The sequence below is a fragment of the Undibacterium sp. JH2W genome, from assembly GCF_049340425.1.
Classification (GTDB): Bacteria; Pseudomonadota; Gammaproteobacteria; order Burkholderiales; family Burkholderiaceae_D; genus Undibacterium.
In genome coordinates, this window is record NZ_JBMPOT010000006.1 from 81596 (window position 1) to 108590 (window position 26995).

Sequence of the window (26995 nt, forward strand, 5' to 3'; positions counted from 1 at the left end):
CTCCCTTTAAGTTGTCGCTGGCGGCACTTGAGAAAAATGCTGGTAGAGTGCATCCAGCACCATGCTGATCTTGTCGAGCAGTTCATCATCATCCCTGGCGTTTTGTCTGGCACCTGTCAACATGGCTTCAAAGCCGCTGGCCTCGGGTACAAAACCATTGCCCACATCCAGCACATGCACCATGGCCCCGAGCCGCTGCAAGCCTCGGTCGCCTTCCAGATCAAAGCTGGCCAGCAAGACCTCAAAACTGACGCGCTCGCCGACGTGGGTAAATGCTGCGCCATCAAAGTCAAAACCCAGCGCATCTGGCGGACAATCAGTGACTGACTCCAGCCAGACAAAGCGCGCCTGCTTGTCAATGAAGCGGCGTATCAGCCAGGCACAGGCCACCCGGTCCACCCACAGATGTTGCCGGGTAGCCCAGCTACGGCCCTGATAATCGGCAATTGCCAAAGCCTGGATTGTGGCCTGCATTGCCTGCGGTTCACCTACCGACAACAGGCTCTCCGCCATCTGCATGAAATCCATCCAGGCGGCGGAGAGCGTATTACTGCCATCACCCGGGAAATAATCGATGCTCAGGAAAGCCTCATACTCTCGCCGCATTTTGCGCAGAAGCTTGATGATCTCTTGCGGCTTTAAATTGCCCAGACCAGGGCGAGCATCCGCCAGGGTCTGCAGCCAGGTGGCATACTCGCCACTGCGATCAAACAAGGCTTGAAAAGCCAGATTCTCTTCCTCAGTTTGTGGCAGCACATGCAACAACCATGCACTGCCGCCTTCACGCAAGGTCTCGTCGGCCAGCTCTTGCAGAGCCAGTTGCCGCTCTTCACCAAAAGGCAAGAGATACGCCCCGTCACGCAAAGAACCGCAACCTAATGCCTTGAGATTGCGCCAGATACGCATACGCCCAGTGGCGCTATTGGTCGGCAGGCTCAGTACCAGCAATAACCAGCGCGAAGAGATTTCTAAGGAGATTTTATGGGTTTTCATGAAACACATCATATACGAAAGAAAATATTATTACAAATTTTGTAGAATAATCTACTCAAATAATTTCAGAACTTCGTCTTTCCCAAAACAGCCTTGGTCGCCAGCCTTGCTGACTGCACAGAAAAATCAGCAATTTCATGTTCTTCAGGCAACACTATGGTCTACCTATTGGCTACCTCAAGGTAGCGCTGGCTCATGGATGGGAGAAATCATTTGCTTCTTCAGACCGCACCGGTCCGTGTATCTGACTGCGCAACCATGCTAATGCCGAGTTGACTTCCAGCCCGGGCAGATGCCCCGCACTGCGGACGAGATGATAGGTATGCCCGGGTATGCTGGGGCCAAAGGGCTGCATCAGGTGCCCTGCTGTGATGTCATCCGCCACCAGATCAAGGCTTAACAAGGCGATACCCTGGCCAGCCAGGGCCGCCTGGATGGCATGGCCTTCGTCTGAAAAAAGTAGCTGCCCATGCCGTGCCTTCCAAGGCAAGCCTGCGGCCGCGAACCAGTTCTGCCAGGTAGGGTTGAGCAGATGCTCGTTAGTCCATTTGAAATCGATCAGAGGAAACCGGTCCAGATCTGCCACTCCTAAAGACCCGAGCCGGGGACTGCACACCAGCGCGAAGCAGTCGCTGAACAGTGATTCCGCCACCATGCCGGGATATGGCCCTCGCCCATAGCGTATCGCGATGTCGGCCTGGTCAGACCCAAGGTCGATTGTTTGATCGGATGCGTGCAGTTCCAGGTCAATTTCCGGATATAACTTATGGAAGCCTGTCACCCTGGGTGCCAACCAGCGCGCCATGAACGCACTGGTGGTCGAGATGATGACACGGCGGCGTGCCTGTGACTTACCCAAGCGCTGCAGGGTCGTCTCGAAAGCATTGAAACCGTCACGTAACACCGGGTACAGCTCCGCACCGGCGTCGGTCAACACCACTTTGCGCACTTGCCGCTCGAACAGACACAGGCCAGTGTATTCCTCAAGAAGGCGAATCTGATGGCTGATCGCGGTCGGTGTGACGGCAAGTTCATTGGCAGCTTGCTTGAAGCTACCGTGACGGGCTGCCGCTTCAAACGCGCGTAGTGCTGAGAGTGAGGGGAGTCGACGCATTGCAGGTATGGATGAAAATAAGTAATGAAAATAACAGATGAGTTTAACTCATCCGATACCTGACAACATAGCGTTTGTCAACGCAGGGGCATGCGCCTATCTTCTCGCTGCGGCACTGACAGTGCAGTGCAATCTTCCACTCCCTCTATGAAAGAAGCAAATCATGCTCGAACAAATTATTACCCAGCCCGACAACTACCAGCCCTACCTGCTTTCTCAGGCGATTAAATTCGGCAACCTGCTGTTTGTCTCCGGCCAGGCAGGTGCAGGTGACGATGGCAAAATTGTCGCCGGTGGTTTCCGCGCTCAGGGTCAGCAGGCTTTCGCCAACCTCAAGCGTGCGCTCGAAGCCGGTGGATCCAGCCTTGCAGACGTCATCAAAGTCACCATCTTCGTGACCGATATGGGCAACTTCAAAGAGGTCGTGGGACTGCGCCGTCAGTTCTTCACAGCACCTTACCCTGCCGACACTATCGCCGAAATCAAGGCCTTGTACGATCCAGCAGCCATGATAGAGATCGAGGCCATTGCTGCTGTTCTCAATCACACTGGGAGCTGATATGAGTGCCACCCATACGCATACCGTCCAGCAGCACGACTGCTTGTTCGAGCCACTGGCCATCGGCCGCATGGCGCTTAGAAATCGCCTTGCGGTAGCCCCAATGACGCGCGTCAGCGCAAGCGAAGATGGCTGCGCGACGAAGCACATGACGGACTATTACAACGCCTTCGCCGAGGGCGGTTTCGGACTTATCATCAGCGAGGGTATCTATACGGACAAGGCATACTCGCAAGGCTACTTGAACCAACCTGGTCTGTCCGACGAGATCCAGCGCGATGCCTGGGCTATGGCAATAGACCGGGTTCGTCAAAACGGGGCGTGCATGGTTGCGCAGCTGATGCACGCCGGTGCGCTTTCGCAGGGCAACCCTTACCGCAGCAACACGATAGGTCCGTCTGCAGTGCGGCCTAAAGGGCAGCAGATGACATTCTATCGAGGCAAGGGTGGCTATCCCCAGCCACGCGCTATGGTTCACGACGAGATCGCGGAAGCGATAAGTGGTTTTGCCGACGCGGCAGCACGGGCAAAACATGCTGGCTTCGACGGCGTAGAAATCCACGGTGCAAACGGCTACCTGCTTGACCAATTCCTCAGCGAAGGAAGCAACCTGCGTAGCGACTGCTATGGCGGCGATGTAGCGCAGCGCCTGCGCCTGATCATCGAAGTCACGCAGGCCGTACGCACGGCGGTTGGCCCCGGGTTCACTATCGGTCTGCGCATTTCCCAAGCCAAGGTCAACGATTTTACGCATAAGTGGTGTAATGCAGAAGACGATGCTGCAATCATCTTCGGAACACTGGAAAAACTGCCTCTCGACTATATTCATACAACCGAGTTTGAAGCATGGCACAGCGCCTTCGGAACTGGCCCCAGCCTGGCCAGCTTGGCGAGACAGTATGCAGGTATCCCCGTAATCGCCAATGGTTCACTGCATGATCCCACCCGCGCAGCCGACTTGATAATGAGCGGCCAAGCCGATCTCGTATCACTTGGTCGCGGCGCGCTGACCCATGCCGACTGGCCGGCCCGCGTGCTGCGCGGTGCAGTACTTGATGATTTCGATCCTGGTATTCTGTCCCCGATAGCCGATCTTGCGAATGAGGATCGCCACCGTAAGGAGCGTGCGCACGCCTTGGTTTAACCTGCACGACACCTCATTTCTCAAACCAGATTACAATCCTGACAAACGGTCCCTCTGTCTTCAACACTGACCCACGATTTTGTGCGAGCAGAAATAGACAAAGTAAGAACACCGACTATCAATCTGTGGCACTGGCAATGACAAATGGGGGGTCACGGTATTTGCCAAAGCCAGCGTGAGACCAGCAAAATGACCCAAGAGATATGACACCTTCACAGCAACGTCAATTGATCGTCTTCGATCTGGACGAAACACTGGTTCACGCAAGCACAACTGATTTGGGGTATCCCGCTGCATTTGGCTTTCCCCCATACTTTGTATATCAGCGCCCTTTTTTGTCAGAAATGCTGAAAGAACTGGCACCACATTATGATTTTGCAGTGTGGTCATCTTCATCGCGAGAATATGTAGATGCAGTGGTTGCACAAGTCTTTGGCGCTCGCCACCCGATCAAATTTGCCTGGTCGCTTGAGCGTTGCGTGCAACGTGTGGACGTCAAAAGCAATAGCTACGTCTACATCAAGGACCTGAGAAAAATTCAAGGACAAGGCTATACGCTGGACCAAATTGCCATGGTCGATGATTCACCAGAAAAAATCGCCAGACAACCAGGAAACCATGTTGCCATCCGCCCCTACACTGGCGACCCGGCAGACCAGGCCTTGCTGGACTTGATCGTGCATTTCAAAAAAGCCTTATCCGAATGATTTCACCCATGCTCAAGCTGCACGCCATCCGCGCCGACATCACAAAACTCAAGCTTGATGCCATCATCAATGCCGCCAACTCTTCCCTGCTGGGCGGTGGCGGAGTTGACGGAGCCATCCACCGAGCTGCAGGGCCAGACCTGGTCCACGAATGCCGCTTGCTGGGTGGCTGCAAGACTGGCCAGGCCAAACTCACCAAAGGCTACCGTCTGCCCGCCGCATACATCATCCATACCGTGGGCCCGGTCTGGCGCGGCGGCGAGCAAGGCGAGCCAGACTTGCTGGCTTCCTGCTACCGCAACTGCCTGAAACTGGCTGCTGCGAAACAACTGCGCAGCCTTGCCTTTCCCAGCATCAGCACCGGTATCTATGGTTACCCCATAGAACTGGCTGCTCGCGTCGCTATCAAGACCGTCAGCGCTGAGGTCGCAGATCAAGCAGACATGGAAGAGATTATCTTTTGCTGCTTTTCAGATGCGGATCTTGCGGTTTATGAAGCTGCAATACGCGAAGTTAATCAGTGATGGAGAATGGATATTGAAATAAGCAAAGTCTGCTGTTGCTGTTGCTGTTGCTGTTGGGTTTGGGGTTGACCTTGGGGTTGACTTTGGGGTGGTAGTTGTTTTTGACTTTTGCCATTCCCATGTGTAGACGCCGTTTGTGCGGTACAGAAAATGGAAAAAGAAGAGCCGCTGTCTGAGGTGTAGCAGGGGTTTCGTGCAGCATGCTGCACGCCTGCGTAACGGCATGCGCTTGCAAGCGCATGTTCCTAAAGCAAGGCCGCAGGCGAGTTTCGGACCTTCCCATTTTTTGTACCGCACAAACGGGAACCCCGTAGGGGCGACGACGCCTGGGTCGCCTTCTTTGGCATACCTTTCAGCGACGCAAGAAAGGTATGTAGCTGTCGGGCTACCCCCGACTGGCAATCACAAATATTGTTCGCAGGTGAGTAAGAAGCGAACTTGAAAATCTCATTTATTTTTTGAATACGCAGATCGAAGGCCCAGTGTTGGGCTAAAAAGGCGTAGCCCAACCTACGAGCTGAAATTAACTAACGCAATAGCTTGCCATGAACGCCACTGGATTCCAGCCAAAAGCACGCTGGAATAACGTTAATGAGAGTTACGGTAATTGGAGATTGTTTAGCCCTGTAGCATACAAAAATTCAGACTATAATCCAGACAATAAAGCAAGCTTCATATAACCCTGACGAGCCCCATAATGCGCCACCTCATCATTCTCCTCACCCTCGCCTGCGCCAGCAGCTTCACCTATGCGCTCGACTGTAACAAAGCCTCCAACACCATGGAAATCAATGAATGCGCTTCCCTGGAGCAGCAAAAGGTCGAAGCCAAATTAAACCAGGTTTACCAGCGTGTGCTCAAAGGCATGGAAAAAGACTATGCTTCTGAAGGCAATTTTGCTGACATCAAAAAAACCTTTGTCAATGCCCAGCGTGCCTGGATCAAGTTCCGCGAAGCGGATTGCGATGCCATCTATGAAAAGAACATCAGTGGCACCATACGTACTGTCATGCATATCAGTTGCATGCAGGCACGTGCAAAACAACGTATCACAGAGCTGGAAGAATACGAGAAGAACTAAATACCATGCGCGTCAGTGAAGCCCTGCAACTCAGTTATGAACAATATCTGTATCCCGTAGAAATAAGCGGCTATCTCATCATCTCCAGTCACTTTGTGTGCCTGTTCGAAGATGAAGCTGCCAGCCAATCAAAAGATGGACAGCGAGGCATACTGGTGAATCGTGCTGCACTTTACCCGCTGGAAGAGCAGCTCTTTCCGTGTAAGGTAGGCACTTCAGTTTCACTCGTAGGTGATATCACATTGAAGGCCACCATCACATACACAGGCATGCCAATGACGCCGGTCTACCTGCCTTATATTTATGAATTCAACTTTTCCATGCCCGGGTATCCTGATATCCCAGCCTTTTCATACAAACATGGCGACACTTTTGTTGATGTTTTCTTGCAGGTCCCAAAAAGCCTGACAGCCAAATCATTGAGCCTGTTGAAGCCCCTGTTTCCTGCATCACTGAACATCATGGAGCTCAGACGTCTATTGTCGGAAACATCCGAACATCAAATTGCCAATCATGTGCGGGGCGAGGAATTGCAAAAACTTTTAGGCACACTTGAAGCTGCTGCCTGTACATGGCGCACAGAGGAATGCAAAATCCATTGGGGTGCGCCGTAAAAAATATTACTGATTAAAATTGATGGCCCCATCCCCCTGCAACACAGGAGCACACAAAGGCAAGACCAGGATAAAGCTGCTGCCCTCCCCCAGCCGCGATTGCAAGCTGATAGACCCGCCCAGTATGCTGGTAACGATGTTATAGGCGATGCTCATGCCCAGGCCTGAGCCACCCTTGCCCAGCTTGGTGGTGAAGAAAGGATCAAACACGCGTGACTGATGTTCGTCTGGTATGCCTATGCCATCATCACTGAAAACAATCTTTACCTGCTCCAGGTTGATAGCATATGCCTCCAGCTTCATCTGTCCCTTGCCGCGGCCTTCAAAGGCATGCGAGAGGGCATTGGTGACGAAGTTGGTGAGTACCTGGCCCAGAGGGCCGGGGTAACTGTCCATCATGATGCCGCTGGCCAGTTCGCATTGCATGCTGTGTCCGGTTTTTTTATACATGGGCACCAGGGTGGCGATGATTTCTTCCAGGGTTTCCTTGAGCATGAAGGGGCGGCGCTGGTTGCTGGACTGGTCCACCGTGACTTGCTTGAAGCTGCTAATCAGTTCATGCGCGCTACCGAGGTTGCGCATCAGCAGTTCAGTCCCGGTGGCGATGGTGCTCAGATAAGATTCTATGGCGCTGCGGCGCAGCTTGCCCGATTGCAGTTCTGTTCTGAGTGTACTGGATTCATCCTGCAAGGTGCTGGCGACGGTGACGCTATTGCCTATCGGGGTATTGAGCTCATGGGCAATGCCGGCCACCAGTGCACCGAGAGCAGCCATTTTTTCTGAGCGCACCAGTTCATCCTTGGTGCGCTTCAGGGTGTTCATGGCTGCGGCCAGTTCACGATTGGTTTGCTCCAGTGTGATGGTGCGTGAATGCACCCTGGATTCAAGTTCCTGGTTGATCTCGCGTATTTGCTGCTCCACTTCGCGCTGGCGGGTGATGTCGACGCAGCAAAAAATGTAAAGCATCTCGTGCTGGAATTCTATCGGGCGACCAAATAGCTCGCAAGTAATGATGCGCCCATCCTTGCGTCTTTGCCGCACTTCAAAGCGGTCGAGGACATTGGCCGTCTGCAGGGCTGCCACCATTTTTTCGCGCTCCCGCAAGTCTACCCACAGATGGAAGTCACGCGAGGTTTTACCCACTACATCTTCACGCTGAAAGCCAAACTGTGATAGCCAGAAATTATTGACATCGACGAACTCGCCATTTTCTATACGTATCAGGGCCAGCGCCATGGGTGAGAGCTGGAAGATGGCAGAAAATTTATACTCACTCTGTATCAATTCCTGTTCATGGCGCTGGCGCATTTGCAGGGTTTCGAGAAAGGCATTGAACCAGGCGACCAGCTCGGTGATTTCATCCTTGCCAGCGGGGAGTGGCAAGGGTTTGCTGATGTCGAATTTGTTTTCTTGCAGATGCCGGAAACCATCAGAAATTGCCTTGACCGGTGCCACCATATTGCGTTTGAAATGCCGCCCGGCCAGGGTGATGACGGCAAAGCAAATCAGCATCACGATAGTCGCCAGCAAGGCGATGCGGTTGACCGGTGCCAGCAGGGTTTGCTTGGGTATCACGCCAAACACACACCAGGCACCATCTGTCGTACAAGAATAATTGACCAGGGCATTGTGTTCCCCCAGTTGCAGATGCACGCTGCCGCTGCCGTTACTGTTGCTGGTATTGCTGGCGCTGACCTGGCTGATTTTTTGCAGGTTTTCCAGCTCCGCCGGTGCTGCCTGGCCTATCTCTGCATGCTCTGGTGCGTAGACCAGTCGCCCCTTGGCATCAGTCACCATCAGATACGCTTCCCGTCCCAGGTCCAGACGGGAAAAATTGTCTGCCAGATAGTCGGTAGAATAATTGATGAGCAGCATGCCTACAGCTTGCGAATCCTGTTTTTCTTCTGAATAACGGCGTATCACCTTGACCGCAGTCAAAACCTTGCGCAAGGGGGATGCGGTATTCAAATTATCTTCCACCCCTAGCCATAGCAGGGATTGCGATGACTTGACAGCCACATCATAGATGCGCTGGCGCTGGCCTTCATTGACGATTGGCACGGTCAGGGTGTCGCCTACATAAAAACGATTGCCTTTGGCAGTAAACAAATCAATCGACACCAGGCCCTTGAGATTGGTGTAGGCATTCAGGCTCTGGCGTATGCCGACCTGGGCCGATAATTCATCATAAGAATTGCGCTCGCTTTTTTGGGCGGCATCGATATTGGCAATCGCCGTGCCTATCTCTTCTATGCTGGCGATGCGCGCTGCCAGGCTTTCTATCTGCCCGGTTTGCAGCAAGAGGTAATCGCGCTGGTTGCTGACCAGTTGCGCGCTGTAGCCGCTGGCCATGTCCAGCATGGTGCGCTTGACCATATCAAAAGAAATGACCGCATAAGCCAGCAAGGGCAAGACGCTGACAATGAGCAGATAGGCAATCAGCTTGATCGTGATATTCGGCTTGATCTTCAAGGTCTGGCCCGCTTATTTCAAGCTGTCTGCGGTCACCAGACGTGTCTTGATGATAGTCGCGGGCGGCACCTGTTCACCTTGCAGGCGGCGAAATGCCAGCATAATGCCGACATAACCCTGCTCAGCAGCACTTTGGTCCACTGTCGCCAGCAAGCGCCCCTGCCTGATGGCAATCACAGCCTCTTCCAGCGCATCATAACCAATCACGGCAACATCTGTCTTGCCACTATCCTGCAAGAATTTGATGGCACCCAGGGCCATCATGTCGTTGGCGCAATACAAAAGACGGATCTCGGGATGTTCGGTCAGCAGACGCTTGCTGACATCCCGGCCTTCATCAATTTTCCAGCTGGCAGATTCCTTGGCCACCAGTTTGATGAACTTGTTGCTGGCAAAAGCCTGCTCGGCCCCCTGCACACGCAAGCGCGAGTTTTCTGTGCTGCGTATGCCTTCGAGGATGGCAACTGCAGTCTGCTTCCTGATCTGGTCAACGACATACTTGACAGATTCAAAACTGGCTTTTTCATTATCCACACCGACAAAGGGTATGTCTTTCATCCCCTGGCTTTGCATGGTGGGTGCATCCAGGCGGTTGTCAACATCGATGATGACGATGCCCTGATCCTGGGCTTTTTTCAATATGGGAACCAGACGTTTTGAATCCCCAGGCGCAATCACGATGGCGGCGACTTTGTTTTGTATCAGCTCATCGACTATCTGTATTTGCTGCTCTATCGAGGTTTCTTGCGCACCCGTCTTGACCAGCAGCTCTACCCCATATTCTTTGGCGGCACGACGGGCACCTTGCTCCATCTGTATGTAGTAGGGATTAGTCAAGGTTTTCATCACCAGGGCTATGCTGGGCTTGGGGCTGGCTTTGGCCGCAGCAGTGACGGACGTGTTTGTTACCGGGCTTGCCTTGCCCTGGCCGGTATCATCCTGGCAGGCCAGCAACAATAGGGTGGACAGGGTAGCCACGAAGGTCAACAGCGATCGACACGGATTCATGATATCTCCTGTTTTTTGCAGGCAAGACCCTAGCGTCCTGAGCTGCTCATTCGCGCAATAAGCCTGGTTAGCAGCTTATCCTAAACCAAGCATACACAGAGGGGAGCAGTATGCATTTGTGAACTTTTGTCAATCATGGGCACAAGCTAAATCCAGCACCACTGCATTGCTATTTTTTAAATAATTTGACAAGCCTTTGCTCAGGTCTTTTACTTTAGATTTCTTATAAAAAAAGCAGCCCTGAGGCTGCTGAAGAACATAAGATGCAGAATCATGCATAAGGAGCACGATACCAACACCGAGGAGGAGTATGTTCAGCCAAGAGCATAGTCATGCGCCATGACGGCAGCATGACAGCAGTGTGCCTGCCCATCCCCATTCCCCTCTGGTGCAACTAGCTGTCTGTCTTAAAATTCCTCCCACTCATCCGTAGTGCTTTGCGCCTTTTTGCTACCCGTGTTTGCAGTGGCTGGCTTGCTGACTTTGGTCGCAGCTGCGATTCTTGGTGCGGCAGGTTTGGCCTTCATCACAGTCTTGGCGGCCTGTGGTGCTTTGTGGGCACTGACAACAGGTGCAACTGGCTGCCGGCCATCATCAAGTTTGAACATGCTGATGATGTGCGACAGATGTTCAGCCTGTTCTTGCAGACTTTCAGCGGCAGCCGCTGCCTCTTCTACCAGGGCGGCATTTTGCTGTGTCATTTCATCCATCTGGGTGACGGCGCGGTTGACTTCTTCTATGCCTGAGCTTTGTTCCTGGCTGGCAGCAGTGATTTCGCTCATGATGTCTGCCACCTGTTTCACCGAGGTGACGATCTCGCCCATGGTCTGGCCAGCTTCATCGACCAGGCGCGCACCTGAGTCAACCTTGCCTACCGAATCATCAATGAGGGATTTGATTTCTTTCGCCGCCGTGGCCGAGCGTTGTGCCAGGTTGCGCACCTCGGATGCCACCACGGCAAAGCCACGGCCCTGTTCACCGGCGCGGGCCGCCTCTACCGCCGCATTCAGGGCCAGGATATTGGTCTGGAAGGCGATGCCATCAATCACGCTGATGATATCGACGATCTTGCTGGAACTGTCCTTGATCGACACCATGGTATTGACCACTTGCGACACCACTTGTCCACCCTTGCCTGCCACGGTGGCAGCAGAAGCCGCCAACTGGTTGGCCTGACGGGCATTGTCGGCATTTTGCCTGACGGTGGAAGTCAGCTCCTCCATCGACGAGGCGGTTTCTTCGAGTGAACTGGCCTGGCTTTCGGTACGGGCAGACAAATCAGCATTGCCTGCGGCGATCTCACCAGAAGCCAGCCTGACCGAGCCACTGGTGGCGCGTATGTCTATCAGCACGGCAGCGATCTTGTCGACAAAGCGGTTGAAGGCCTCGCTGATTTGCGCCAGCTCATCTGTGCCATCGGCAGCCAAACGGCGGGTCAGGTCCCCTTCGCCAGTGGCAATGTCGGCCATGGCGTCACGCACCAGTTCCAGGCGCTTCAGGGCGCGGGCGACCAGGGCGGTTAATATCAGCGCAGCCAGGGCCACGACGATGATGGCTGTCACGGCTGATGCCGTCAGCATGGCAGACAGTGCCTGGGTGGCCTCGGCCCGGTCGAGCACGGTGGCCAGCAGCCAGTCTGTACCAGCGATTTTGGTGACGAAGAGCATGCCTTCACGCCCGTTCAAATGAATGCTGCTACTGGTCTTGGAAGCCTCGGTAGCAGTCAGCACCTCGGTGCTCAGCTTGGTGTCGAGCTCACTCAGGGGTTTGAGTGTCAGCTTTTCATTCGGGTGGGCGATGATCTTGCCACTGCCATCAAGCAAGAATGCATAGCTGGCCGGAGTAGGCTTGATGGAAGCGACATTGCTGGTCACTGCATCGAGCATGACATCGGCTGCGGCGACTGCCGTAATGCTGCCCTTGGGACCTATGGGGTCGGCAAAGGTGACCACCAGCTTGCCGGTGCTGGCACCAATATAAGGTGTGGTGATGATGGGGCCGCCTGCCTCGCTAGCCTTGAGATACCAGGGCCGTGCGGTAGGGTCATAATCGGCTGCGCGTTTGCGCTCTTGCGAAAACACCGCATGCTTGTCGGCAAAACCTATATAGGCCATGTCAAACACACCCGCTTGCTCACCCGCCTTGAGTGCACCCAGAGGCTCAGGTAATTCTGCCGCCAGTTTGAGTGAAGCGACCGCCGCCTGCTTGGACTTGACCCACTCGGTAATTGCAGTCGCATGGCTTTCAGACAATTGCAATAACTGGCTATTGAGCGCATCCATGGTGCGCGAACGGGTGGTGAAGAAATTCGCTACCACCATGGACAACATGGCGATCACCACTATGGTCACACAAATGCTGATGAGCCTTCTACGCAGTGACGAAAAAAACATACCAGTTCTCCAATACTTAAAAAAGTCGGGCAGGATAGTCTAAAACGCGAACTCTTGCAGGATAGCACCCATTTTGTCAGAAAAGAACTAGCCTAAGCAGGTAAGCAGGCCTGGCGTCCATTCAGAGCAGAAGTATTTCTTTCAGTATCATGTTAACAAATTGCAAGGTAAGAACAATAGGCAAACCCGGCACGCCGCATACACTTCATTCATTGCTTCCGCAAAAAAACAACAGGGCGCAAAGATGCGCCCTGTTGTTTTTAAACGAAGAACTATTTACAGGTTTTTCAAAGTCACCAGATTAAACATGCGTGCTTCACCTATCAGTGGTGTCCAGGCACAAGGTGCTTTATTGCGATAGGAGTCAGGGTCAGCATCAAGCAAGCCATGGAAAACTTCCAGGATGATGCGCCCGCCGGTTTCTCCAAGTTGAGTGGCCGTGAGGGGGGCGGAATCCAGCAAATCATCTTCGCTGAATTTTGCTTTACCTTTCTCCAGCCACCAATTGACGACAGGTACCTGTGCTTCTGCCAGGACATAGAACCAGAGCGGGGTTTTTTCTTGCAAGGCTGCCGAAATCGGTACAAAAGTTTGCGTCCCATCATCCGATTTATGCCTGACTACCAGGTAATTCGCATCCAGCACAGGTACACCCAATAAATTGCCGACGGCCTGACCGCTGGGCAACTGGAATTTCTTGCCACGCAGCAGATTACGCGCAGCCAGGTTCTTGGTGGTGGCAGCAATAGCATCTGGTAATTTGGTCAGTGGATCAACCAGGGTGGTGTCAATTCGGTAAGCATATTGGAGTCTTTTTTGACCGCTGACATTATTTGCATCATCCTTTTGACCTGGTGTGAGCAATTTTGAAATGCGATCAGGGTTTGGAAAGAACAAAGACCAGTCATTAATCACATGCAATTCATCCAAAGGCTGGAAGCCGGTCAGGGATTTGTCGGCAGATCCTTGGGGATCAAATATCAATGTTGGCGCTTGCTGATTGGTATTGAGCCGGTAGCCATTTCTGACCATGGAATGGCCATAGCGATAGGCTGCACCAGAAAATTCCAGCGGTATGGCACCGCGTTTCTCAGCAGTAAACAAGGCATAGGCGGCTTCATTGCGGGTCAGGCCGGTCGGGCTGGGGTCGCGCCTGAAGTCGAAAGTTTTCAGGGTTTCATTGCTGACTATGCGTGGCAGATAATCTTCGACGACGATTTTTTGATACGTCCAGCGTACTTCATCCCTTGCCTTGTCAAATAAATCCCTGCTGCCTTTCAAGGGTGGAAATTGCTGTTCCAGTTTGTCGACTACTTTATTATGAAAACGGATGAAACTCATTTGCAGATTACAGACGATAGAGTTTTCATCATTGCGCGGGTCACCAATGATGGCGCGACCTTTCTTGCCATTAGGCAATTGCGAACGCGGCAAATCGTTCCTGACTTCTATCAGGCGTATGCCATCCTGGTACAGATAGGGGGCAGCGTCCGGCCCGGCACCATAGACGCAATCAAGATCAAAACGGGGAGTTCGCTGATTGCTGAAAGTGCTTTTGTCCTTGCTGTCCAGGGTAGAGGTAGTGTCAAATGTCAGGTCGTGATCGATGAATTGGCCAAAATAAGTGTAGCCAGCGGGTATGTACAGGTTTTCTTCTGGGTCAGGATCATCGTGTACACCATCCGGAGCGTCTGCCATCAATTGTGCCAGGCCGGGGTTTTGCCCTGGGGCGGGTTCGAAATTATCCAGTTCGAGGTCAGCTGGCTGGATAGGGTCAGCATCCAGTAAGCGGGAGTAGCCGCCAAGGCCGGTGCCAACCAGGCCGTGCAGGGATTCAGGATTGCCAGTGCTCATGCGTGTCTCCTCTTTCATCTACGATGGGTGGAAAGATGTCTGTGCAGGCGAGCAGTGCAAACACTTGCCCGCCATGCCTTAGTATCCTCATACTGTCATTGTTTGCTCTTGCTGCCAGGCACAGCTCGTTGATGTAGCCTTTTTCTGTGATTTGCCACCAGTTTTGGCAAACTGAATTAACCAATAGGCAAGTAATAAGAGCTTGATAACTTTATATCTTATTTATATTTAAGCAATGTGAAATACATAACAATACATGTATTTATTGCTACTCATCGAATGAAGTGATCAAGAGAAGAATGTCAGTAATAAGGAGTAAAAATAGAGAGTTAATACACTGCTCTTGGCTAGGTATCGGAGGATCATCCTGGAGAAGCAAGCTGTATTGCACTGTATTGCCAACCAGAGCTGCCTGTAAAACCTGGCAAGGCATCTTGTCCGTGCTTTCAAAGGGGCAATCTGCTTATCTTAGTTGCAATTTTGCGACGTTGCCTTCTGCCAATACTATTGGAAGTACCATACGTGAGTCTGAGCTACTCTGGCTGCTGGCTACCGTCTTTTTGCAACCCATCCACCACAGCCAATTACTGCATCGCAGTAAAAGTGGCTCTATTACAATTGTTAATTTTCTTCATGAATCAGATCATTTGCTGCATAGGCTTTGATTTCTTGTTGATGCACTGGTATCTTAAATTAATCACGAGTGAGTGATTACCTCAGGCCACAGCCTGCGGTTGCGCAACCAAAAATACACAATGTCTGGTTTACCCGGGCCAGCTACAGTCTGTTGATGCTGTATCTGAACAAAAAACTGTTTGTGTAATATCTTGCAACAAATTCACCGTATTTAGGCTGATGTATGAACTATCATGAATCAGGCTCTCTCAATTTGACTTTGAGCAGCGAAAAATGGATGCACTACGCGCACAACTGCATGAAAACTACATGTCAAAAGAGACGGTGGACTTGCTCGCGTTGGGCATTAAGCCCGATCTGCACGATCATGAATATGCAAGCCTGGAATCCATCTTGTCGGTGCGTGGTGTTGATATTTCTGTTTTGCGCGCACAACGTGACCAGCAATTGAAAATTGCAGCTCTGGCACAGCTTGCGGCTAATAAACGTGCCCGCCTGTACAAGCGCTTGCTTGCCCTGCTCATAGACACGGCTGGCGTGGCAATCATACTGGTAACGCTGGGTTTGCTGATCACGGTGAGCATGCCTAATCTGTTCAAGCAAACCAACCGTGCTATCTTTGTTTTGTGGCTGCTCTACCTGCTGTTCAAGGATGGCTTTGATGGCCAGAGCCTGGGCAAACGCATCATGGAAATACGGGTGGTGCATGCTGACACCGAGCAACCCTGTAATCTGCCACAATCTCTCATCCGCAATCTCGCCTTGTTGACAGTGGTAGACTGGTTCTTTGTCCTGGGGCGCGGCAAGTTTCGCTTGGGGGATATCATCGCGAGAACCAAGGTGATGAAAGCCAGCGCAGTAAAATAAATGCCAGCTTCCGTAGGAGCGGCTTCAGCCGCGAATCGATGCACACGGAAAAACTTTCGCGGCTAAAGCCGCTCCTACCAAACTAGCGCTTGTCCATCGCCATCGCGGTCATCTTCACCATCACAAAAAATTCGTTGCATCAAACCCGACCAAGGTCAGGTTATTGACATTCGTCAAGGTCCCCACCAGCACGATTTCATCTGGAGTGATGTTAGTGACATCCAGTTGGTTAATGACGAACCAGATGCTGGCATCGCCTATGATGTCGGCAGTGATCAAGACCATTTTGCTGGCGACCGTGGGTGCGGTGAAGGCTTTGCCAGGGCCAAACAAAGCTGCCAGCTTGGTCGGATCGAGGGCATTGCCTTGTACCGTCAGGACATCGCCATTGGCCCAGGCTTTGGGGGTGACGGCAGCAGCGTTGACAGCAGCGATTTTGCTGGTGCCGGTCTTGTTCAGAAAGGCAGAAAAATTCAAGACGTCGCCGCCCTTGCCTATGACGAAATTGGTGATGGTGTCAACACCATTGGCAACCGGGGTCATGCCAAATGCATAGGTATCCACACCCGTACCACCCTGCATCGTATCGAGGCCAGGGCCACCATCGAAAAAATTGGGGTAGTTGGAACCTATCAGCATATTATTGGCAGCATCCCCCTTGATGGTGGTTGTCACTGTCACCTTGCTGGCAGACGGTGTGCTACCAGTGGTGGTAGCCGGAGCGATAGCACTGAGGTCTACATGGTTGATTTGTTTGACATCACCACTGAGCAGAGCCAGGGGTTTGCTATCCAGGGTCAGGATATCAGAATTCAAATCTATCAATAACGGCGTCGTCAGGGAGCCCTTGCCACTGAGCACATGATTGGTTTCATTGAGGGGGATATCGATGAAATTGATTTGCAAGTCGCTCTTCACGGCATTGAGGATATTGGCCACCTTGCCACCCGTGAAGGAAGTATTGTCCAAAGTGACGGTCAGATTGCTGACATTATTGATACTGGCGTGGGAAGTGGCATTGCCTGTCAGGGTCAGGGTGGCAGTGGTATCTGTGGTCTTGACCAGGGTTCCAGTCAGGCCGGGAGGGATATTGCCAAGCTTGCCCAGGCTGGCACCGACATTGCCCTTAAAGGTGTCGCCTGCCAGGGTCAGTATGATGCTGCCGGTGACGCTGCCATCATTGATCTGTTTTTCCACAAAGGCCGGGGCCGAGTAACTGATGCTGCCAAAAGTTTGCGCCACTTCCGACGCTTGCGCCACTTTGAGTACCAGTTGCTCTACATTGCTGGGGGCAGCCGCAGCCTCTGCTGCCGTCGGCATGCGCCCTAACAGGGTGGTGTACACCACGCTGGCATAGACCTTAGTGGCGACGGCAATTTTGAATTCCTGCGACTGGGCAAATTGATTAACAATATCACCACGCGTCATGCCATTATTCATCTGGTCTACCCAGTAATCGCGACCGGCGACGTCGGCTTTGCGGCCCAATACATTTTGATAAATCAAATCCAGGAATTGCGTATTCGATAAATTTGCACCGTACTTGGCAGTAAATTCTTCAGAGTGGGCAAACACATCGGCGATCTGGCTATTCGCGCCGCCATTTCTATGTACCCCCATCCAGAACAGAAAACCATCGGTATCCGGGATGCGGTTAAAAGCGGCCAGATACAGGCGTACTATCTGCTCAGAAGCCTGGCTGTAGTCCGGCGCAATCAAAAAATTGTATTCCACCCCGGCACGGGTGAGCAAACCTGAATCCAGGCGTGAAGCATACAAATCCACGGTCTGCTGGTCGGGTTGCCTGTCCCACAAGACCTGGAACAGGCCTGTGACAAATTCTTTATTCGTTTTAGCCATCATTGCACCTGCACTATCGGCAGCAAATATTTATAGAAGAAACAAGGAAACATCAAGTATCCCTTGGTTTACGGCAAACTTGGGGCAAACCTTTGGCAAACTTATGGCAAACTTTCTAGCAACCCCAGTGTCACATGCCAAAATCGTGTAAAAATTCATCCTGCGAGTATCCATGCCCTTGCCAGGCGGCAAAATTCTCATTTAAGCAGTATATGCCAAAAAAATCTGCGCAATTCGCGCAACAAGGCTTAAAAAGCCAGCCAATTCGATTTTTATCGCTGCACAATTGATAGAATGGAAAACACTCGCTAGTCGCCTTGGCAAACCAGCAGAAAGCAATGCATCATGAAAATAGTCATCCTCTTCCCTACCCAGACCGAAGCCAGCCTGTTCCAGCGTGAAGGCATCATCACCATCGTCTCCGGCGTCGGGCTGACCGCCACCGCCCATGCCAGCCTGCATGCAATTTACGAGTATGAGCCAGATTTACTGATTATGGCAGGCATCGCCGGTGCTTATCCGCATTCCAGTTTCAAGATAGGCGATGTGGCCCTGGTGGAAAGCGAAGTTGAAGGCGATCTCGGTTTTTTCACGCCAGACGGTTTTACCCATCTCGCCCATCTGCCCATAGACATGGAGTTTGAGCGCCGCCACACCTTGCACTGCCCGCATATACCGGCAGACACAGGCTTGCCAAGTGCACGCAGCATGTCTCTCAATGCCGCCATGGCACATTATGTGGACACCCAATTCGTCGACCTGGAAAACATGGAAGGCGCAGCCTTCTTCTACACCTGCCTGCGCGAAAACCAGCCTTTCCTGGAGTTACGCGCCGTCTCGAATTTCGTCAATGTCGACAATGATGAATGGGATATGCAAGGCTCCATCAAGGCCATGACCAAGGCTTTGCATGCCTTGCTGGACCAATTGCAACACTGAATTTATCCTACTTTATGCACGGACCAGACCCAACAAACAAGCATCCCATGCAAGGCTTCCCCCAAGTTTGCTATATCAAGAATACCGTCAGCAATCCCAATATCCTTATCGGTGATTACACCTATTATGACGACCCCGACGATGCGGAAAATTTCGAGCGCAATGTGCTCTATCATTTCCCCTTCATCGGCGACAAGCTCATCATAGGCAAGTTTTGTGCGCTGGCCCGTGGCGTCAAATTCATCATGAACGGGGCCAATCACAATATGGCTGGCATTTCGACCTACCCTTTCCAGATCTTTGGCAATGGCTGGGAAAAAACACCGATGGATTTTGATACCCTGCCCTACAAGGGTGACACCGTCGTCGGCAATGATGTCTGGATAGGTTATGAAGCCCTGATCATGCCGGGTGTGAAGATAGGCAATGGTGCCATCATTTCATCACGCTCTGTGGTTGTCAGCGACGTGCCAGCCTATAGCATCGTCGGTGGCAATCCAGCCAAAAGCATACGCCAGCGTTTTAGCGACGACATCATCGAGACTCTGGAGGAAATCGCCTGGTGGAACTGGCCGGCAGAAAAAATCAGCCGCTACATCAGTGTGATCATTGCTGGCGATATCGGTGCGCTGAAGGCCAGTGCTTTGGCAACTGAGTAGCACCAGGTCTTTTCGTCATAAGGTATCCTGTCCACCATTCAATTTTTTACTCCCTATATGAAAATTACCGATATCCCGTTTGGCACCACAGACTGGTCCACCCTGGAAAAAACCGAACACCCCGGCATCACAGGAAAAGCCTTTTGGCGCACTTGCAAGTTTGGCGACATCCGCGTGCGCATGGTTGAATACACTCCAGGCTACCTGGCCGACCACTGGTGTAGCAAAGGGCATATCCTGCTCTGCCTGGAAGGTGAAATGCAAACCGAGCTTGACGATGGTCGTGTGCTGACGTTGACAGCAGGCATGAGTTACCAGGTAGCCGACGGTGCAGAAGCACATCGATCGTCCACCACCATAGGGGCCAAATTGTTTATCGTCGACTAGCCGTCTGCCACTGTGAAAACTGCAAGCCTGTTGCTCTTGCAGTTCCACCCTCACTGTGTCAGCCAGACAGAATAAAGCCATCCATACTTGTACTTGCTACATCCCTATATGAGATTGTTAAATCTGCCGAAAAAATATTTCCACAAGGAAAATATCGCTTATACTCTCAGACATGCGATACCGCTAGAATTTATGTGCAAAATTGAAAGCAGCTAAACCGCTTCAATTCCAGGCAAAATTTTCATCACGCCCGCTGCCCATCTCCCCGCAACGAAAAAGCAGTCACCAACGGCCCAAATCCGCCGCGTTGTAAATCCCGTATTTTTTTCTGATAACTGACCAGCATCAACGAGTCATGCCGTTTCACAGGTGTGGCAACCGTCGACAACAGGATGATTTTACTGACAGATATCAGCCGCCTGATCTCCACAAACGACATCTACTTGCTTGAAAAGTTGCTGCTTGAAGCAGTCCCCTGGTTGACAAACATACCGACTAAATTCCATTCTTCTGGAGTAGAAATTGAATATCAAGAACTTAAAATACAGACGAAACTGGTCAATTATTAATGGCACTCAAAGACATGAATGACAGACTGTCCCGCATAGTCGGTGAGGTACGTGCAGGTACCATCGCCACTACCTCCAGCCAGATTGCAGCAGGTAACATGGATTTGTCGTCCCGCACTGAAGCAGCACAAGCAATGGCGCACGGAAGTGTCCTGCCGAATCCAGGCTTTCTGATATGATTGACTTCCCCAAATATCCTGCCACACCACCTTGAATTACGACGAGCTTACCAGGACCACGCCGATTTACCAAAGCCCACAGGCTGAGCGGCCCATGCTGTGCCTGAGTATTATCTGGCACCCGGATCACAGCCGCATCGGCGAACAATGCATTATGGTACACGACAGTCTCGACCTGGCGCGCTACCAGCCTTTGTTTTGCAAACCAGGCAAGGATGGCCTGGGACTGGGACATGACGGCATTTCTCGCCAAGCCACCCACCTCGTGCGCAATCCGGACGACAGCCTTACCGTGCAGGCTTCAGCCAGCAAAATGGTACTGGAAATCAATGGCGCAGCGGTGCTGGGCACACAGCAGCTTTCAAGCGAGCAAATTGAACAGGGTGTTATCGTGGTGTTGGCGCGCGCTGTGGTGCTATGCCTGCACTTCATGCATTGCCTGCCACGCCATAACCCGGTAGCAGGTTTGATTGGCGTGGGGAGTGCAGCGATCAAGATGCGTGACCAAATTATTCAGGTGGCACCCACCAATGCCACCGTGCTGCTGTTGGGTGAGACCGGCACCGGCAAAGAGGTTGCGGCTTGCGCCATCCACGCCCTGTCGCAACGCGCCAGGCAAATTCTGGTGAGCGTGAATATGGCGGCTTTAAATGAAAGTTTAGCGGCGGCAGATTTATTTGGCGCGGCCAAGGGTGCTTATACCGGGGCGCAAAATTCACGCGGTGGTTTTTTTGCCCAGGCGCAGGACGCCACACTGTTTCTCGATGAAATCGGCAATGCGCCAGCGGTAGTGCAGCCTATGCTGTTGCGCGTGCTCGAAAAAGGCGATTACCGCCCTTTGGGGGCACAGGCCGATGTGCGATCGAACGCACGTATCATTGCAGCGACGGATCAGGATTTGTATGGCGGCGGCTTTAATCCGGCGCTGCTGCGACGGCTGGAAGGGTTTACCATCGCCATCCCGCCTCTGCGTGAACGCCGTGAAGATATAGGTTTGTTGATTTTGCACTTGATGCAAGCGGACGATTTACCCGGCAAGGGGGCGGTTGAACTGCCTGCACCTCTGGTGGCGCAATTGGCGACTTATGACTGGCCCGGCAATATTCGGCAATTGCGCCATGTGGTGCGACGTTTGACGCTGGCGCTTTCTACGGCGGAAATGCCGACATTGGCCGACCTGCTGGAAAGCGGCGCGGCGCGGCCTGCGCGTTCAGGCAGAGACATGGATGTGCCCTTATCTACTGCTACAGCTACAGCGCCTGCTCCGGCGCAAGTCGCGCCCTTGCCTGCATTACCCCACGAGCCTGCACCAGTACCCAGGCGCCATTACAGGCGCCCGGCAGACCTGAGCAATGCTGACGTGTTGGCAGCGCTGGACAATAACGACTGGATGATACAGGGAGCAGCCACCGAACTAGGCATATCCCGCCCCTCGCTGTATAAGCTGCTGGACCAGCACCCGCACATTCGCCGTGCTGACCAAATCGATGCTGAAGAAATTCAACGCGTATTGGCCGAGGTGGCAGGTGATGTGGATGCCTGCGCCGCACGCCTCAAAACCCCGGCAGAGAGTTTAAGGCGGCGGCTGGTTCAATTGCGGACCGGGCTTTGACCTGCATCCAGAGATTAGATACCCTCAAGATGTTATGCGGCCTTTAGAACAGGATTGTTAATCGTTGCAAGTTGAGGAAAGTAGCTTGTCTCGTATTGCCTTGTTCCAGACTTGAGGTTCAGTAGAGTACGCCTCCCATAGATAAACGGGGGATTAGTTGAATCGCGTTTTTTCCCTGTTTCAACCAAATACTCCGCATCCTCGATCATTTGTTGCGTAATTTTTGATGGATCACCGTTTGGAATATCCCATTGCACATCAATGGTTGTCAATTGATAATTTTCCTCAAGTTGCCATGCCGCATATTCTGCTTCAACATTTTTATCGAAATCAAAGTTAATAGTTTTCTCTTTCAGAGTCGATAACTCAACAGTGACAGATTTTTCTCCACCAATAGACAATCCTGCACTAATTTTGGCAGAAAGTGGACCAAATCCTGCCGATAATTCTACGCCTAATGTTTGGTCCCATCGTTGAATAACCCCGGTGGCCGTAGAAACACCCTCAGAAACCTTTTCAGTATAATTACCGCCGGAATTGGGGTGGGCACCAAATTGAGAAATCTTGGCCCATGTCCGTTGACGAGAAATTTGGTGGAAAGTCAATGCTACCCGATTTGGCCACCCGCCAAATCCCCAAGGATTGCCATGAAAAAAACTTCCCGTATACTCAACAGTATCAGAGAAAGGTTGGACTGATTTGTTGAAACCAGAAGGAACCGGGACATCGGGTCTGCGATCAGGATCGGTATTGTCAATAATAATTTTTTTAGTGATTATTTGTTGGTTTTCATTAATAGTCATGATGTATTCATTTCTTTATGGTGGTTAAAAAGATGCGCCAAAGTTCACTTGATAGCGACGCATTTTTCATAGAGCAAGCGAGATTTTTTTTATTACCCGTTTACTTCATGCGATTCTTGAAAAAGGTGAGACATGCTCACTTCAGCAAAGACTGTGCCAGACGAAATAGGCCCAGAAAGGCGTGTATTTCGCTACGGGCGACGTAAAATTGACGCGGCTTTACAGGACGAATCAGCAATCGGCCTGCGAGTTTTACACGGTTTTACAGCAGGTAAATATGGCGGGTGCTTAAGGGTGGGTTGAGTGCTTCGTTTTGCGTGGGCAAACGGCAATGGTTGGCGTGATGTATTTGGGCGCTGTGTAAGCGCATAGCCATACCTGAGAAATCACAACAGGGGGTATTTGATTAAGCTGGGGTGCCTGAATTTTTGTAAGCGATTTTTCGTATGATACTGCGACGTCCGGCCATTAACCGGGAATGGTAAAGCATTTGTGAGTGCCCTTCCATTCCCGTATCGGCATTGTCCATTTGGTCGCTTGTTTCTGCCTCCAGGGCACACTCGACCAGCAGCCAGGGACGCTGTGTGAGTAGCCCGTTTTTGCCTATCAGGTCTTCCGGTTTTTTGGGGACTTCTTGTAGTTGGTCAACAAACAATCTGTCAGTTTGCGTCATTCCGGATCGGGTTCGGCTTGTTTGTTTCGGTTTGCAATGACCATCACCTTCGGCCTGGACCTGGCAGTGCCCTGCTAAATGTCCACCTACACAATTCTTTATACCCACTTAGCAGCACCCCGGCATTGCGAGGCTGTCATCTATCCAGCTGTGCCGCTAGTACCTATTTGGATTTCTGGATCAACAATGTACTGCTTCCCCTCTATTTTGCAGGAAAAATCAAATCCCCATTGCGCATCAGGATTTACCATTTTAATGGTCAATTTAACGCAGTCTTGCACAGGAATAAACGCTTCATCCTCATACCCCTCAATGGGTGAAAGTCTGGTCGTATTCGATAAGGTGGGGTGACTATGAAAAGCTAGCTCGGCCTCTTTTACATCGCGATCCCATAAAACAACGATTTGATCGCCATTCACGAGCTTCCACCGGAAACGATCCTTTTCGAAAGCCGGCGGCGCAGGATCTATAAGATAGGCATTTTCTATCGGATAAAATTTAATTACATAGAGCGTCATTGCTAAATTCTCGCAAATTCAAATAAAACACTACAGGAATAGAAGGCATGAACAATCATCGATGGTGCTGTATCAACCCGGCTTAACCCCGGTCAGCCATTTATTCCAGTTATGCAAAGTCGGGTGTTCTTGTTTCTTTTCACTATCAAAGTTAATCGTATCATCCCCCCAAGAACCAACCCATTTGCCCTTATCAACATAAGCCGATTGAAAAACTTTATTGTAGTCATGACTAACTCTGTCCACACCTGCCTTCATTTTTAGCCTTTCTCTGTCACTGCCAGTAAGCCCTATCCCACTCAGGTTATAGACTTCGCCATTGGTTCCATTAACCGGATTTGCAGTCTTCATCACGATAAATGCAGCCCCTTTATATTCTTTCTCTGAAAAAAATATAATCTTCCCCGCAAGGTTTTCGTCAACGTTCGATTCATCTGTCATGATTTTCCTTTAAAAATACACTGTGATCTGTTGCGACAGCCACATCCGCAACTGCCATACAAGGGATGCTTACTCCAAAACCAAACACCGCCCAAGTCAGGGATAGACATATTTCGGATCACGCCGCAACGCCACCAGATCTGGTTCGGCATCGATCAAATTGTGCGGGTAACCAAGCCGTCTCGCCGCTGCAATTTCATCCAATGCCAACTTGCGTTCCCCAACCAACTCAAATGCCAATCCGGCGCGAAAATGCAAGTCCGGCGCGCTAGATGTGCTATGCAAGGCGCGTGCCAGCAAGGTCATGCATTCATCCTTATCGCCACCACGGGCGGCATACAATGCCATGCGCGACATCAACTTGGTATCATCCGGTGTTTTTGCCAGCATTGGTCGCAATAGTTGCCGTGCCCTGTCATACGCTTTTACCGCCTCGCTTTTACGCCCTGGCAGTAGCAGCAAGGTATCGGCAAGATTGGCCCAATTTTCGTAATTGCCCGGATTGCCCTGCGTTGGTGATACGGCACTTTCAAATGCGCTAGCCGCTTCCACGTAGTCGCCACGCACAAAATAAGCGTTGCCCAAATTGGCATACAGCCTGGCATTGGGGCGAATTTGTAATCCTTGCTGCAAAATGTGCATTGCCTCATCCGTGCGGTTTTGAAACATGAGTACACCGCTTAAATTTGCGTAGCCATTGACCGCATCCGGCTGAATGCTGATACTTTGCCGAAATGCCTGTTCGGCATCCTTGTATCGCCCTTGGCTGGCGTAAATGACACCGATCTGATCAGCAAAAGTCCGGTTCTGCGGAAAAAATTGGATGGCCGTCTTTGCCAGCGTCAATGCTCGCTCGCTGGATCCTGGATCACTGGGGCCCATCGCCCGCAATACATTGATCTGCCCCTCCCAGGCAAACACATTTTTCGGGTCTATTTGTCTGGCGCGCTCATAACTTGCCAATGCAGCTTCATATTTACCCTGCTCACGCAAGGCATTGCCTTGCGCAATATGGCTCACTGCCAAATGTGGATTCAGCTTGAGTGCCTGCTGCGCGCTGGCAATTGATTGTTGCAACCAGGTCGCGTCCTGCTTATCACTGTGATAGCGCACACTGTAAGCAATGGACAGTCCTGCCACCGCTGCCGCATTCTCGGGGTTGCGTTCGGCTATGCGGGTAAAACGCATGACCGCTTCATCAACACTGCCCGGCCGATCCCACTGCTCCAGCGCAGCAAGTCCTTTTTGCATTTCAAGCGATTCTGAAAACGGCGCTGCGTATGCAAACATCTCGGCCAGGTAAGGCTGAAACTTCCACCCTGCACCCAACAATCCCAGCATCAACACACTGCCGACCAGGGCTTTATGTCGCAGCATGCGGGCAACCCGGTGTCTGTCGATTGCGGCTTTGCCGGGACCACGGTTGCTCAACGCCGTCAAGCTGGCAGGCTGGCCTGCAACTTCGGCGCCCAAAGATGTAGCAGATGTTACTTGGGTACTTGCCGCTGGCAGATCTAACAAAGCAGCCAAACCAGCCAGTACTTGCTGCATATTTTTCAGTCGCTGTGCTGGTTCTCTGGCCGTCATGGCACGTATCAACTGCACCAGCCCCGGCGACATACTGGCCGAATATACCCATTGATCCGACGACGATTGCACCTGTGCCGCCGCCAGCGCCATACCGGAGAGATTGGCAAACGGGCGCTGCCCGCTGGCCAGTTCATACAAAATCACTCCCAGCGCATAAATATCTACCTGCGGTGATAGGGCTGCGCCCAGCAGCCTTTCGGGCGCCATGTAAGCAATCGTGCCTTGTGGATTGAGTCGTGCCATGCTGACGGTGACTTCAGGGTCGCTCTTGTTGGCAAGCCCAAAGTCGAGAATGCGCACCGTGCCCGACGGCTCTTGCATCAGGTTCGAGGGTTTTAAATCGCCATGAACAAGATTCGCCTCGTGGGCCTCACACATGGCTTCAGCCACTTGGCGCACGATCACCAGCGCCTGTGCCTCTGTGAAAAAGTGTCCTTGCGCATGCGTGGATGCATTATCGCTGAGCAGCTGGCGCAAGGTTTTGCCTGGCACCAATTCCATGACAATTGACTGGCTGTCTTGATCTTCTTCCAGTGCATAAATTTTGACAAATGCAGCATGGTGTAGCGAAGCAGCCATACGCGCTTCCCGGGTAAGGTCTTCACCGCCCTGTAAACTATTTTCATGCTTCATGCGCTTGATTGCTACCCTGCGCCGCAATTTCTCATCCCAGGCCTCAAACACTTGGCCAAAGCCCCCTTCACCGAGGCTATGACGAAGTTGATAATGGCCTATAGGCGGGAAATCGCCGCGGGCTGATGACAGTGCAAAGACAGCTGCATTCATTGGGATTTGTATA

General features: G+C 51.9%; 25 protein-coding genes. 12 read left to right on the top strand and 13 right to left on the bottom strand.

Annotated features, from left to right (window positions below; all coding sequences use genetic code 11):
• Positions 1 to 6: 6 nt before the first annotated feature.
• On the bottom strand, positions 7 to 993 hold the full coding sequence (locus ACO0LC_RS09985) for a chromate resistance protein ChrB domain-containing protein (RefSeq protein WP_423002517.1): 987 nt from the start codon (positions 991 to 993) through the stop codon (positions 7 to 9).
• Between the two features lie 193 nt (positions 994 to 1186).
• The gene (locus ACO0LC_RS09990; RefSeq protein WP_423002518.1) at positions 1187 to 2107 is read right to left on the bottom strand and encodes a LysR substrate-binding domain-containing protein; all 921 of its coding nucleotides are present in this window, start codon (positions 2105 to 2107) and stop codon (positions 1187 to 1189) included.
• A 163-nt stretch (positions 2108 to 2270) separates the two neighbouring features.
• Between ACO0LC_RS09990 and ACO0LC_RS09995 the strand changes: the two genes are divergently transcribed.
• The 4 genes from ACO0LC_RS09995 to ACO0LC_RS10010 all read left to right on the top strand — a co-directional run bounded on the left by ACO0LC_RS09995 (position 2271) and on the right by ACO0LC_RS10010 (position 5041).
• Positions 2271 to 2666 (top strand): RidA family protein, encoded by a 396-nt coding sequence (locus ACO0LC_RS09995; protein ID WP_423002519.1) that lies wholly within the window; start codon positions 2271 to 2273, stop codon positions 2664 to 2666.
• A 1-nt stretch (position 2667) separates the two neighbouring features.
• Positions 2668 to 3810, top strand: a complete 1143-nt coding sequence (locus ACO0LC_RS10000) for an NADH:flavin oxidoreductase (RefSeq protein ID WP_423002520.1) — start codon at positions 2668 to 2670, stop codon at positions 3808 to 3810.
• A 203-nt stretch (positions 3811 to 4013) separates the two neighbouring features.
• Entirely contained in the window at positions 4014 to 4517 is a 504-nt protein-coding gene (locus tag ACO0LC_RS10005) for an HAD family hydrolase (protein WP_423002521.1), read from the top strand.
• Between the two features lie 8 nt (positions 4518 to 4525).
• Positions 4526 to 5041: an O-acetyl-ADP-ribose deacetylase gene (locus tag ACO0LC_RS10010; RefSeq protein WP_423002522.1), complete on the top strand. Its 516-nt coding sequence runs from the start codon at positions 4526 to 4528 to the stop codon at positions 5039 to 5041.
• On the opposite strand, the gene ACO0LC_RS10015 is transcribed toward ACO0LC_RS10010, so the two are convergent.
• A complete protein-coding gene (locus ACO0LC_RS10015) occupies positions 5031 to 5243 on the bottom strand; it encodes a hypothetical protein (protein ID WP_423002523.1) in 213 nt (70 codons plus the stop codon). The genes ACO0LC_RS10010 and ACO0LC_RS10015 overlap by 11 nt on opposite strands.
• A gap of 495 nt (positions 5244 to 5738) precedes the next feature.
• Here ACO0LC_RS10015 and ACO0LC_RS10020 point away from each other — a divergent pair, with 495 nt between their 5' ends.
• The gene (locus tag ACO0LC_RS10020) at positions 5739 to 6122 is read left to right on the top strand and encodes a lysozyme inhibitor LprI family protein (RefSeq protein WP_423002524.1); all 384 of its coding nucleotides are present in this window, start codon (positions 5739 to 5741) and stop codon (positions 6120 to 6122) included.
• The gene (locus tag ACO0LC_RS10025) at positions 6062 to 6736 is read left to right on the top strand and encodes a hypothetical protein (RefSeq protein ID WP_423002525.1); all 675 of its coding nucleotides are present in this window, start codon (positions 6062 to 6064) and stop codon (positions 6734 to 6736) included. Before ACO0LC_RS10020 ends, ACO0LC_RS10025 begins: the two co-directional genes overlap by 61 nt.
• A 6-nt stretch (positions 6737 to 6742) precedes the next feature.
• Here the strand turns inward: ACO0LC_RS10025 and ACO0LC_RS10030 are convergent, their stop codons facing one another.
• From ACO0LC_RS10030 to ACO0LC_RS10045, 4 genes are all read right to left on the bottom strand, one after another.
• Complete coding sequence (locus tag ACO0LC_RS10030) at positions 6743 to 9208, bottom strand: ATP-binding protein (protein WP_423002526.1); 2466 nt, start codon at positions 9206 to 9208, stop codon at positions 6743 to 6745.
• A gap of 12 nt (positions 9209 to 9220) precedes the next feature.
• The gene (locus ACO0LC_RS10035) at positions 9221 to 10216 is read right to left on the bottom strand and encodes a substrate-binding domain-containing protein (RefSeq protein ID WP_423002527.1); all 996 of its coding nucleotides are present in this window, start codon (positions 10214 to 10216) and stop codon (positions 9221 to 9223) included.
• A gap of 407 nt (positions 10217 to 10623) precedes the next feature.
• Positions 10624 to 12609 (bottom strand): methyl-accepting chemotaxis protein, encoded by a 1986-nt coding sequence (locus ACO0LC_RS10040; protein ID WP_423002528.1) that lies wholly within the window; start codon positions 12607 to 12609, stop codon positions 10624 to 10626.
• Between the two features lie 276 nt (positions 12610 to 12885).
• A complete protein-coding gene (locus ACO0LC_RS10045) occupies positions 12886 to 14463 on the bottom strand; it encodes a peroxidase family protein (RefSeq protein WP_423002529.1) in 1578 nt (525 codons plus the stop codon).
• Between the two features lie 909 nt (positions 14464 to 15372).
• Here ACO0LC_RS10045 and ACO0LC_RS10050 point away from each other — a divergent pair.
• Entirely contained in the window at positions 15373 to 15966 is a 594-nt protein-coding gene (locus ACO0LC_RS10050) for an RDD family protein (protein WP_423002530.1), read from the top strand.
• 120 nt (positions 15967 to 16086) lie between these two features.
• Here the strand turns inward: ACO0LC_RS10050 and ACO0LC_RS10055 are convergent, their stop codons facing one another.
• Complete coding sequence (locus ACO0LC_RS10055) at positions 16087 to 17826, bottom strand: DUF4214 domain-containing protein (protein WP_423002531.1); 1740 nt, start codon at positions 17824 to 17826, stop codon at positions 16087 to 16089.
• Between the two features lie 345 nt (positions 17827 to 18171).
• Here ACO0LC_RS10055 and ACO0LC_RS10060 point away from each other — a divergent pair, with 345 nt between their 5' ends.
• From ACO0LC_RS10060 to ACO0LC_RS10080, 5 genes are all read left to right on the top strand, one after another.
• Positions 18172 to 18765, top strand: coding sequence for a hypothetical protein (locus ACO0LC_RS10060; protein WP_423002533.1), 594 nt, complete (start codon positions 18172 to 18174; stop codon positions 18763 to 18765).
• 14 nt (positions 18766 to 18779) lie between these two features.
• Complete coding sequence (locus ACO0LC_RS10065) at positions 18780 to 19424, top strand: Vat family streptogramin A O-acetyltransferase (protein ID WP_423002535.1); 645 nt, start codon at positions 18780 to 18782, stop codon at positions 19422 to 19424.
• A 57-nt stretch (positions 19425 to 19481) separates the two neighbouring features.
• Positions 19482 to 19811, top strand: a complete 330-nt coding sequence (locus ACO0LC_RS10070) for a DHCW motif cupin fold protein (protein ID WP_423002537.1) — start codon at positions 19482 to 19484, stop codon at positions 19809 to 19811.
• Between the two features lie 568 nt (positions 19812 to 20379).
• Positions 20380 to 20559: a hypothetical protein gene (locus ACO0LC_RS10075; RefSeq protein WP_423002539.1), complete on the top strand. Its 180-nt coding sequence runs from the start codon at positions 20380 to 20382 to the stop codon at positions 20557 to 20559.
• Between the two features lie 31 nt (positions 20560 to 20590).
• Positions 20591 to 22171, top strand: a complete 1581-nt coding sequence (locus ACO0LC_RS10080) for a sigma 54-interacting transcriptional regulator (protein ID WP_423002541.1) — start codon at positions 20591 to 20593, stop codon at positions 22169 to 22171.
• 32 nt (positions 22172 to 22203) lie between these two features.
• On the opposite strand, the gene ACO0LC_RS10085 is transcribed toward ACO0LC_RS10080, so the two are convergent.
• The 5 genes from ACO0LC_RS10085 to ACO0LC_RS10105 form a co-directional block, all read right to left on the bottom strand.
• A complete protein-coding gene (locus ACO0LC_RS10085; protein ID WP_423002543.1) occupies positions 22204 to 22974 on the bottom strand; it encodes a hypothetical protein in 771 nt (256 codons plus the stop codon).
• Positions 22975 to 23380: 406 nt separating this feature from the next.
• On the bottom strand, positions 23381 to 23647 hold the full coding sequence (locus tag ACO0LC_RS10090) for a hypothetical protein (RefSeq protein WP_423002545.1): 267 nt from the start codon (positions 23645 to 23647) through the stop codon (positions 23381 to 23383).
• A gap of 140 nt (positions 23648 to 23787) precedes the next feature.
• Positions 23788 to 24165 carry a hypothetical protein gene (locus tag ACO0LC_RS10095; protein WP_423002547.1) on the bottom strand — a complete coding sequence of 126 codons (378 nt, stop codon included), beginning with the start codon at positions 24163 to 24165 and terminating at the stop codon, positions 23788 to 23790.
• A gap of 72 nt (positions 24166 to 24237) precedes the next feature.
• A complete protein-coding gene (locus ACO0LC_RS10100) occupies positions 24238 to 24606 on the bottom strand; it encodes a hypothetical protein (RefSeq protein ID WP_423002549.1) in 369 nt (122 codons plus the stop codon).
• Positions 24607 to 24702: 96 nt separating this feature from the next.
• Entirely contained in the window at positions 24703 to 26982 is a 2280-nt protein-coding gene (locus tag ACO0LC_RS10105) for a protein kinase domain-containing protein (RefSeq protein ID WP_423002551.1), read from the bottom strand.
• Positions 26983 to 26995 lie beyond the last annotated feature (13 nt).

Excerpts from the sequence above, each read along its gene's own strand:
- ACO0LC_RS09985 (WP_423002517.1), bottom strand. The coding sequence starts at position 993 with ATGAAAACCCATAAAATCTCCTTAGAAATCTCTTCGCGCTGGTTATTG.
- ACO0LC_RS09990 (WP_423002518.1), bottom strand. The coding sequence starts at position 2,107 with ATGCGTCGACTCCCCTCACTCTCAGCACTACGCGCGTTTGAAGCGGCA.
- ACO0LC_RS09995 (WP_423002519.1), top strand. The coding sequence starts at position 2,271 with ATGCTCGAACAAATTATTACCCAGCCCGACAACTACCAGCCCTACCTG.
- ACO0LC_RS10000 (WP_423002520.1), top strand. The coding sequence starts at position 2,668 with ATGAGTGCCACCCATACGCATACCGTCCAGCAGCACGACTGCTTGTTC.
- ACO0LC_RS10005 (WP_423002521.1), top strand. The coding sequence starts at position 4,014 with ATGACACCTTCACAGCAACGTCAATTGATCGTCTTCGATCTGGACGAA.
- ACO0LC_RS10010 (WP_423002522.1), top strand. The coding sequence starts at position 4,526 with ATGCTCAAGCTGCACGCCATCCGCGCCGACATCACAAAACTCAAGCTT.
- ACO0LC_RS10015 (WP_423002523.1), bottom strand. The coding sequence starts at position 5,243 with ATGCTGCACGAAACCCCTGCTACACCTCAGACAGCGGCTCTTCTTTTT.
- ACO0LC_RS10020 (WP_423002524.1), top strand. The coding sequence starts at position 5,739 with ATGCGCCACCTCATCATTCTCCTCACCCTCGCCTGCGCCAGCAGCTTC.
- ACO0LC_RS10035 (WP_423002527.1), bottom strand. The coding sequence starts at position 10,216 with ATGAATCCGTGTCGATCGCTGTTGACCTTCGTGGCTACCCTGTCCACC.
- ACO0LC_RS10040 (WP_423002528.1), bottom strand. The coding sequence starts at position 12,609 with ATGTTTTTTTCGTCACTGCGTAGAAGGCTCATCAGCATTTGTGTGACC.
- ACO0LC_RS10045 (WP_423002529.1), bottom strand. The coding sequence starts at position 14,463 with ATGAGCACTGGCAATCCTGAATCCCTGCACGGCCTGGTTGGCACCGGC.
- ACO0LC_RS10050 (WP_423002530.1), top strand. The coding sequence starts at position 15,373 with ATGGATGCACTACGCGCACAACTGCATGAAAACTACATGTCAAAAGAG.
- ACO0LC_RS10055 (WP_423002531.1), bottom strand. The coding sequence starts at position 17,826 with ATGGCTAAAACGAATAAAGAATTTGTCACAGGCCTGTTCCAGGTCTTG.
- ACO0LC_RS10060 (WP_423002533.1), top strand. The coding sequence starts at position 18,172 with ATGAAAATAGTCATCCTCTTCCCTACCCAGACCGAAGCCAGCCTGTTC.
- ACO0LC_RS10065 (WP_423002535.1), top strand. The coding sequence starts at position 18,780 with ATGCACGGACCAGACCCAACAAACAAGCATCCCATGCAAGGCTTCCCC.
- ACO0LC_RS10070 (WP_423002537.1), top strand. The coding sequence starts at position 19,482 with ATGAAAATTACCGATATCCCGTTTGGCACCACAGACTGGTCCACCCTG.
- ACO0LC_RS10075 (WP_423002539.1), top strand. The coding sequence starts at position 20,380 with ATGGCACTCAAAGACATGAATGACAGACTGTCCCGCATAGTCGGTGAG.
- ACO0LC_RS10085 (WP_423002543.1), bottom strand. The coding sequence starts at position 22,974 with ATGACTATTAATGAAAACCAACAAATAATCACTAAAAAAATTATTATT.
- ACO0LC_RS10090 (WP_423002545.1), bottom strand. The coding sequence starts at position 23,647 with ATGACGCAAACTGACAGATTGTTTGTTGACCAACTACAAGAAGTCCCC.
- ACO0LC_RS10095 (WP_423002547.1), bottom strand. The coding sequence starts at position 24,165 with ATGACGCTCTATGTAATTAAATTTTATCCGATAGAAAATGCCTATCTT.
- ACO0LC_RS10100 (WP_423002549.1), bottom strand. The coding sequence starts at position 24,606 with ATGACAGATGAATCGAACGTTGACGAAAACCTTGCGGGGAAGATTATA.
- ACO0LC_RS10105 (WP_423002551.1), bottom strand. The coding sequence starts at position 26,982 with ATGAATGCAGCTGTCTTTGCACTGTCATCAGCCCGCGGCGATTTCCCG.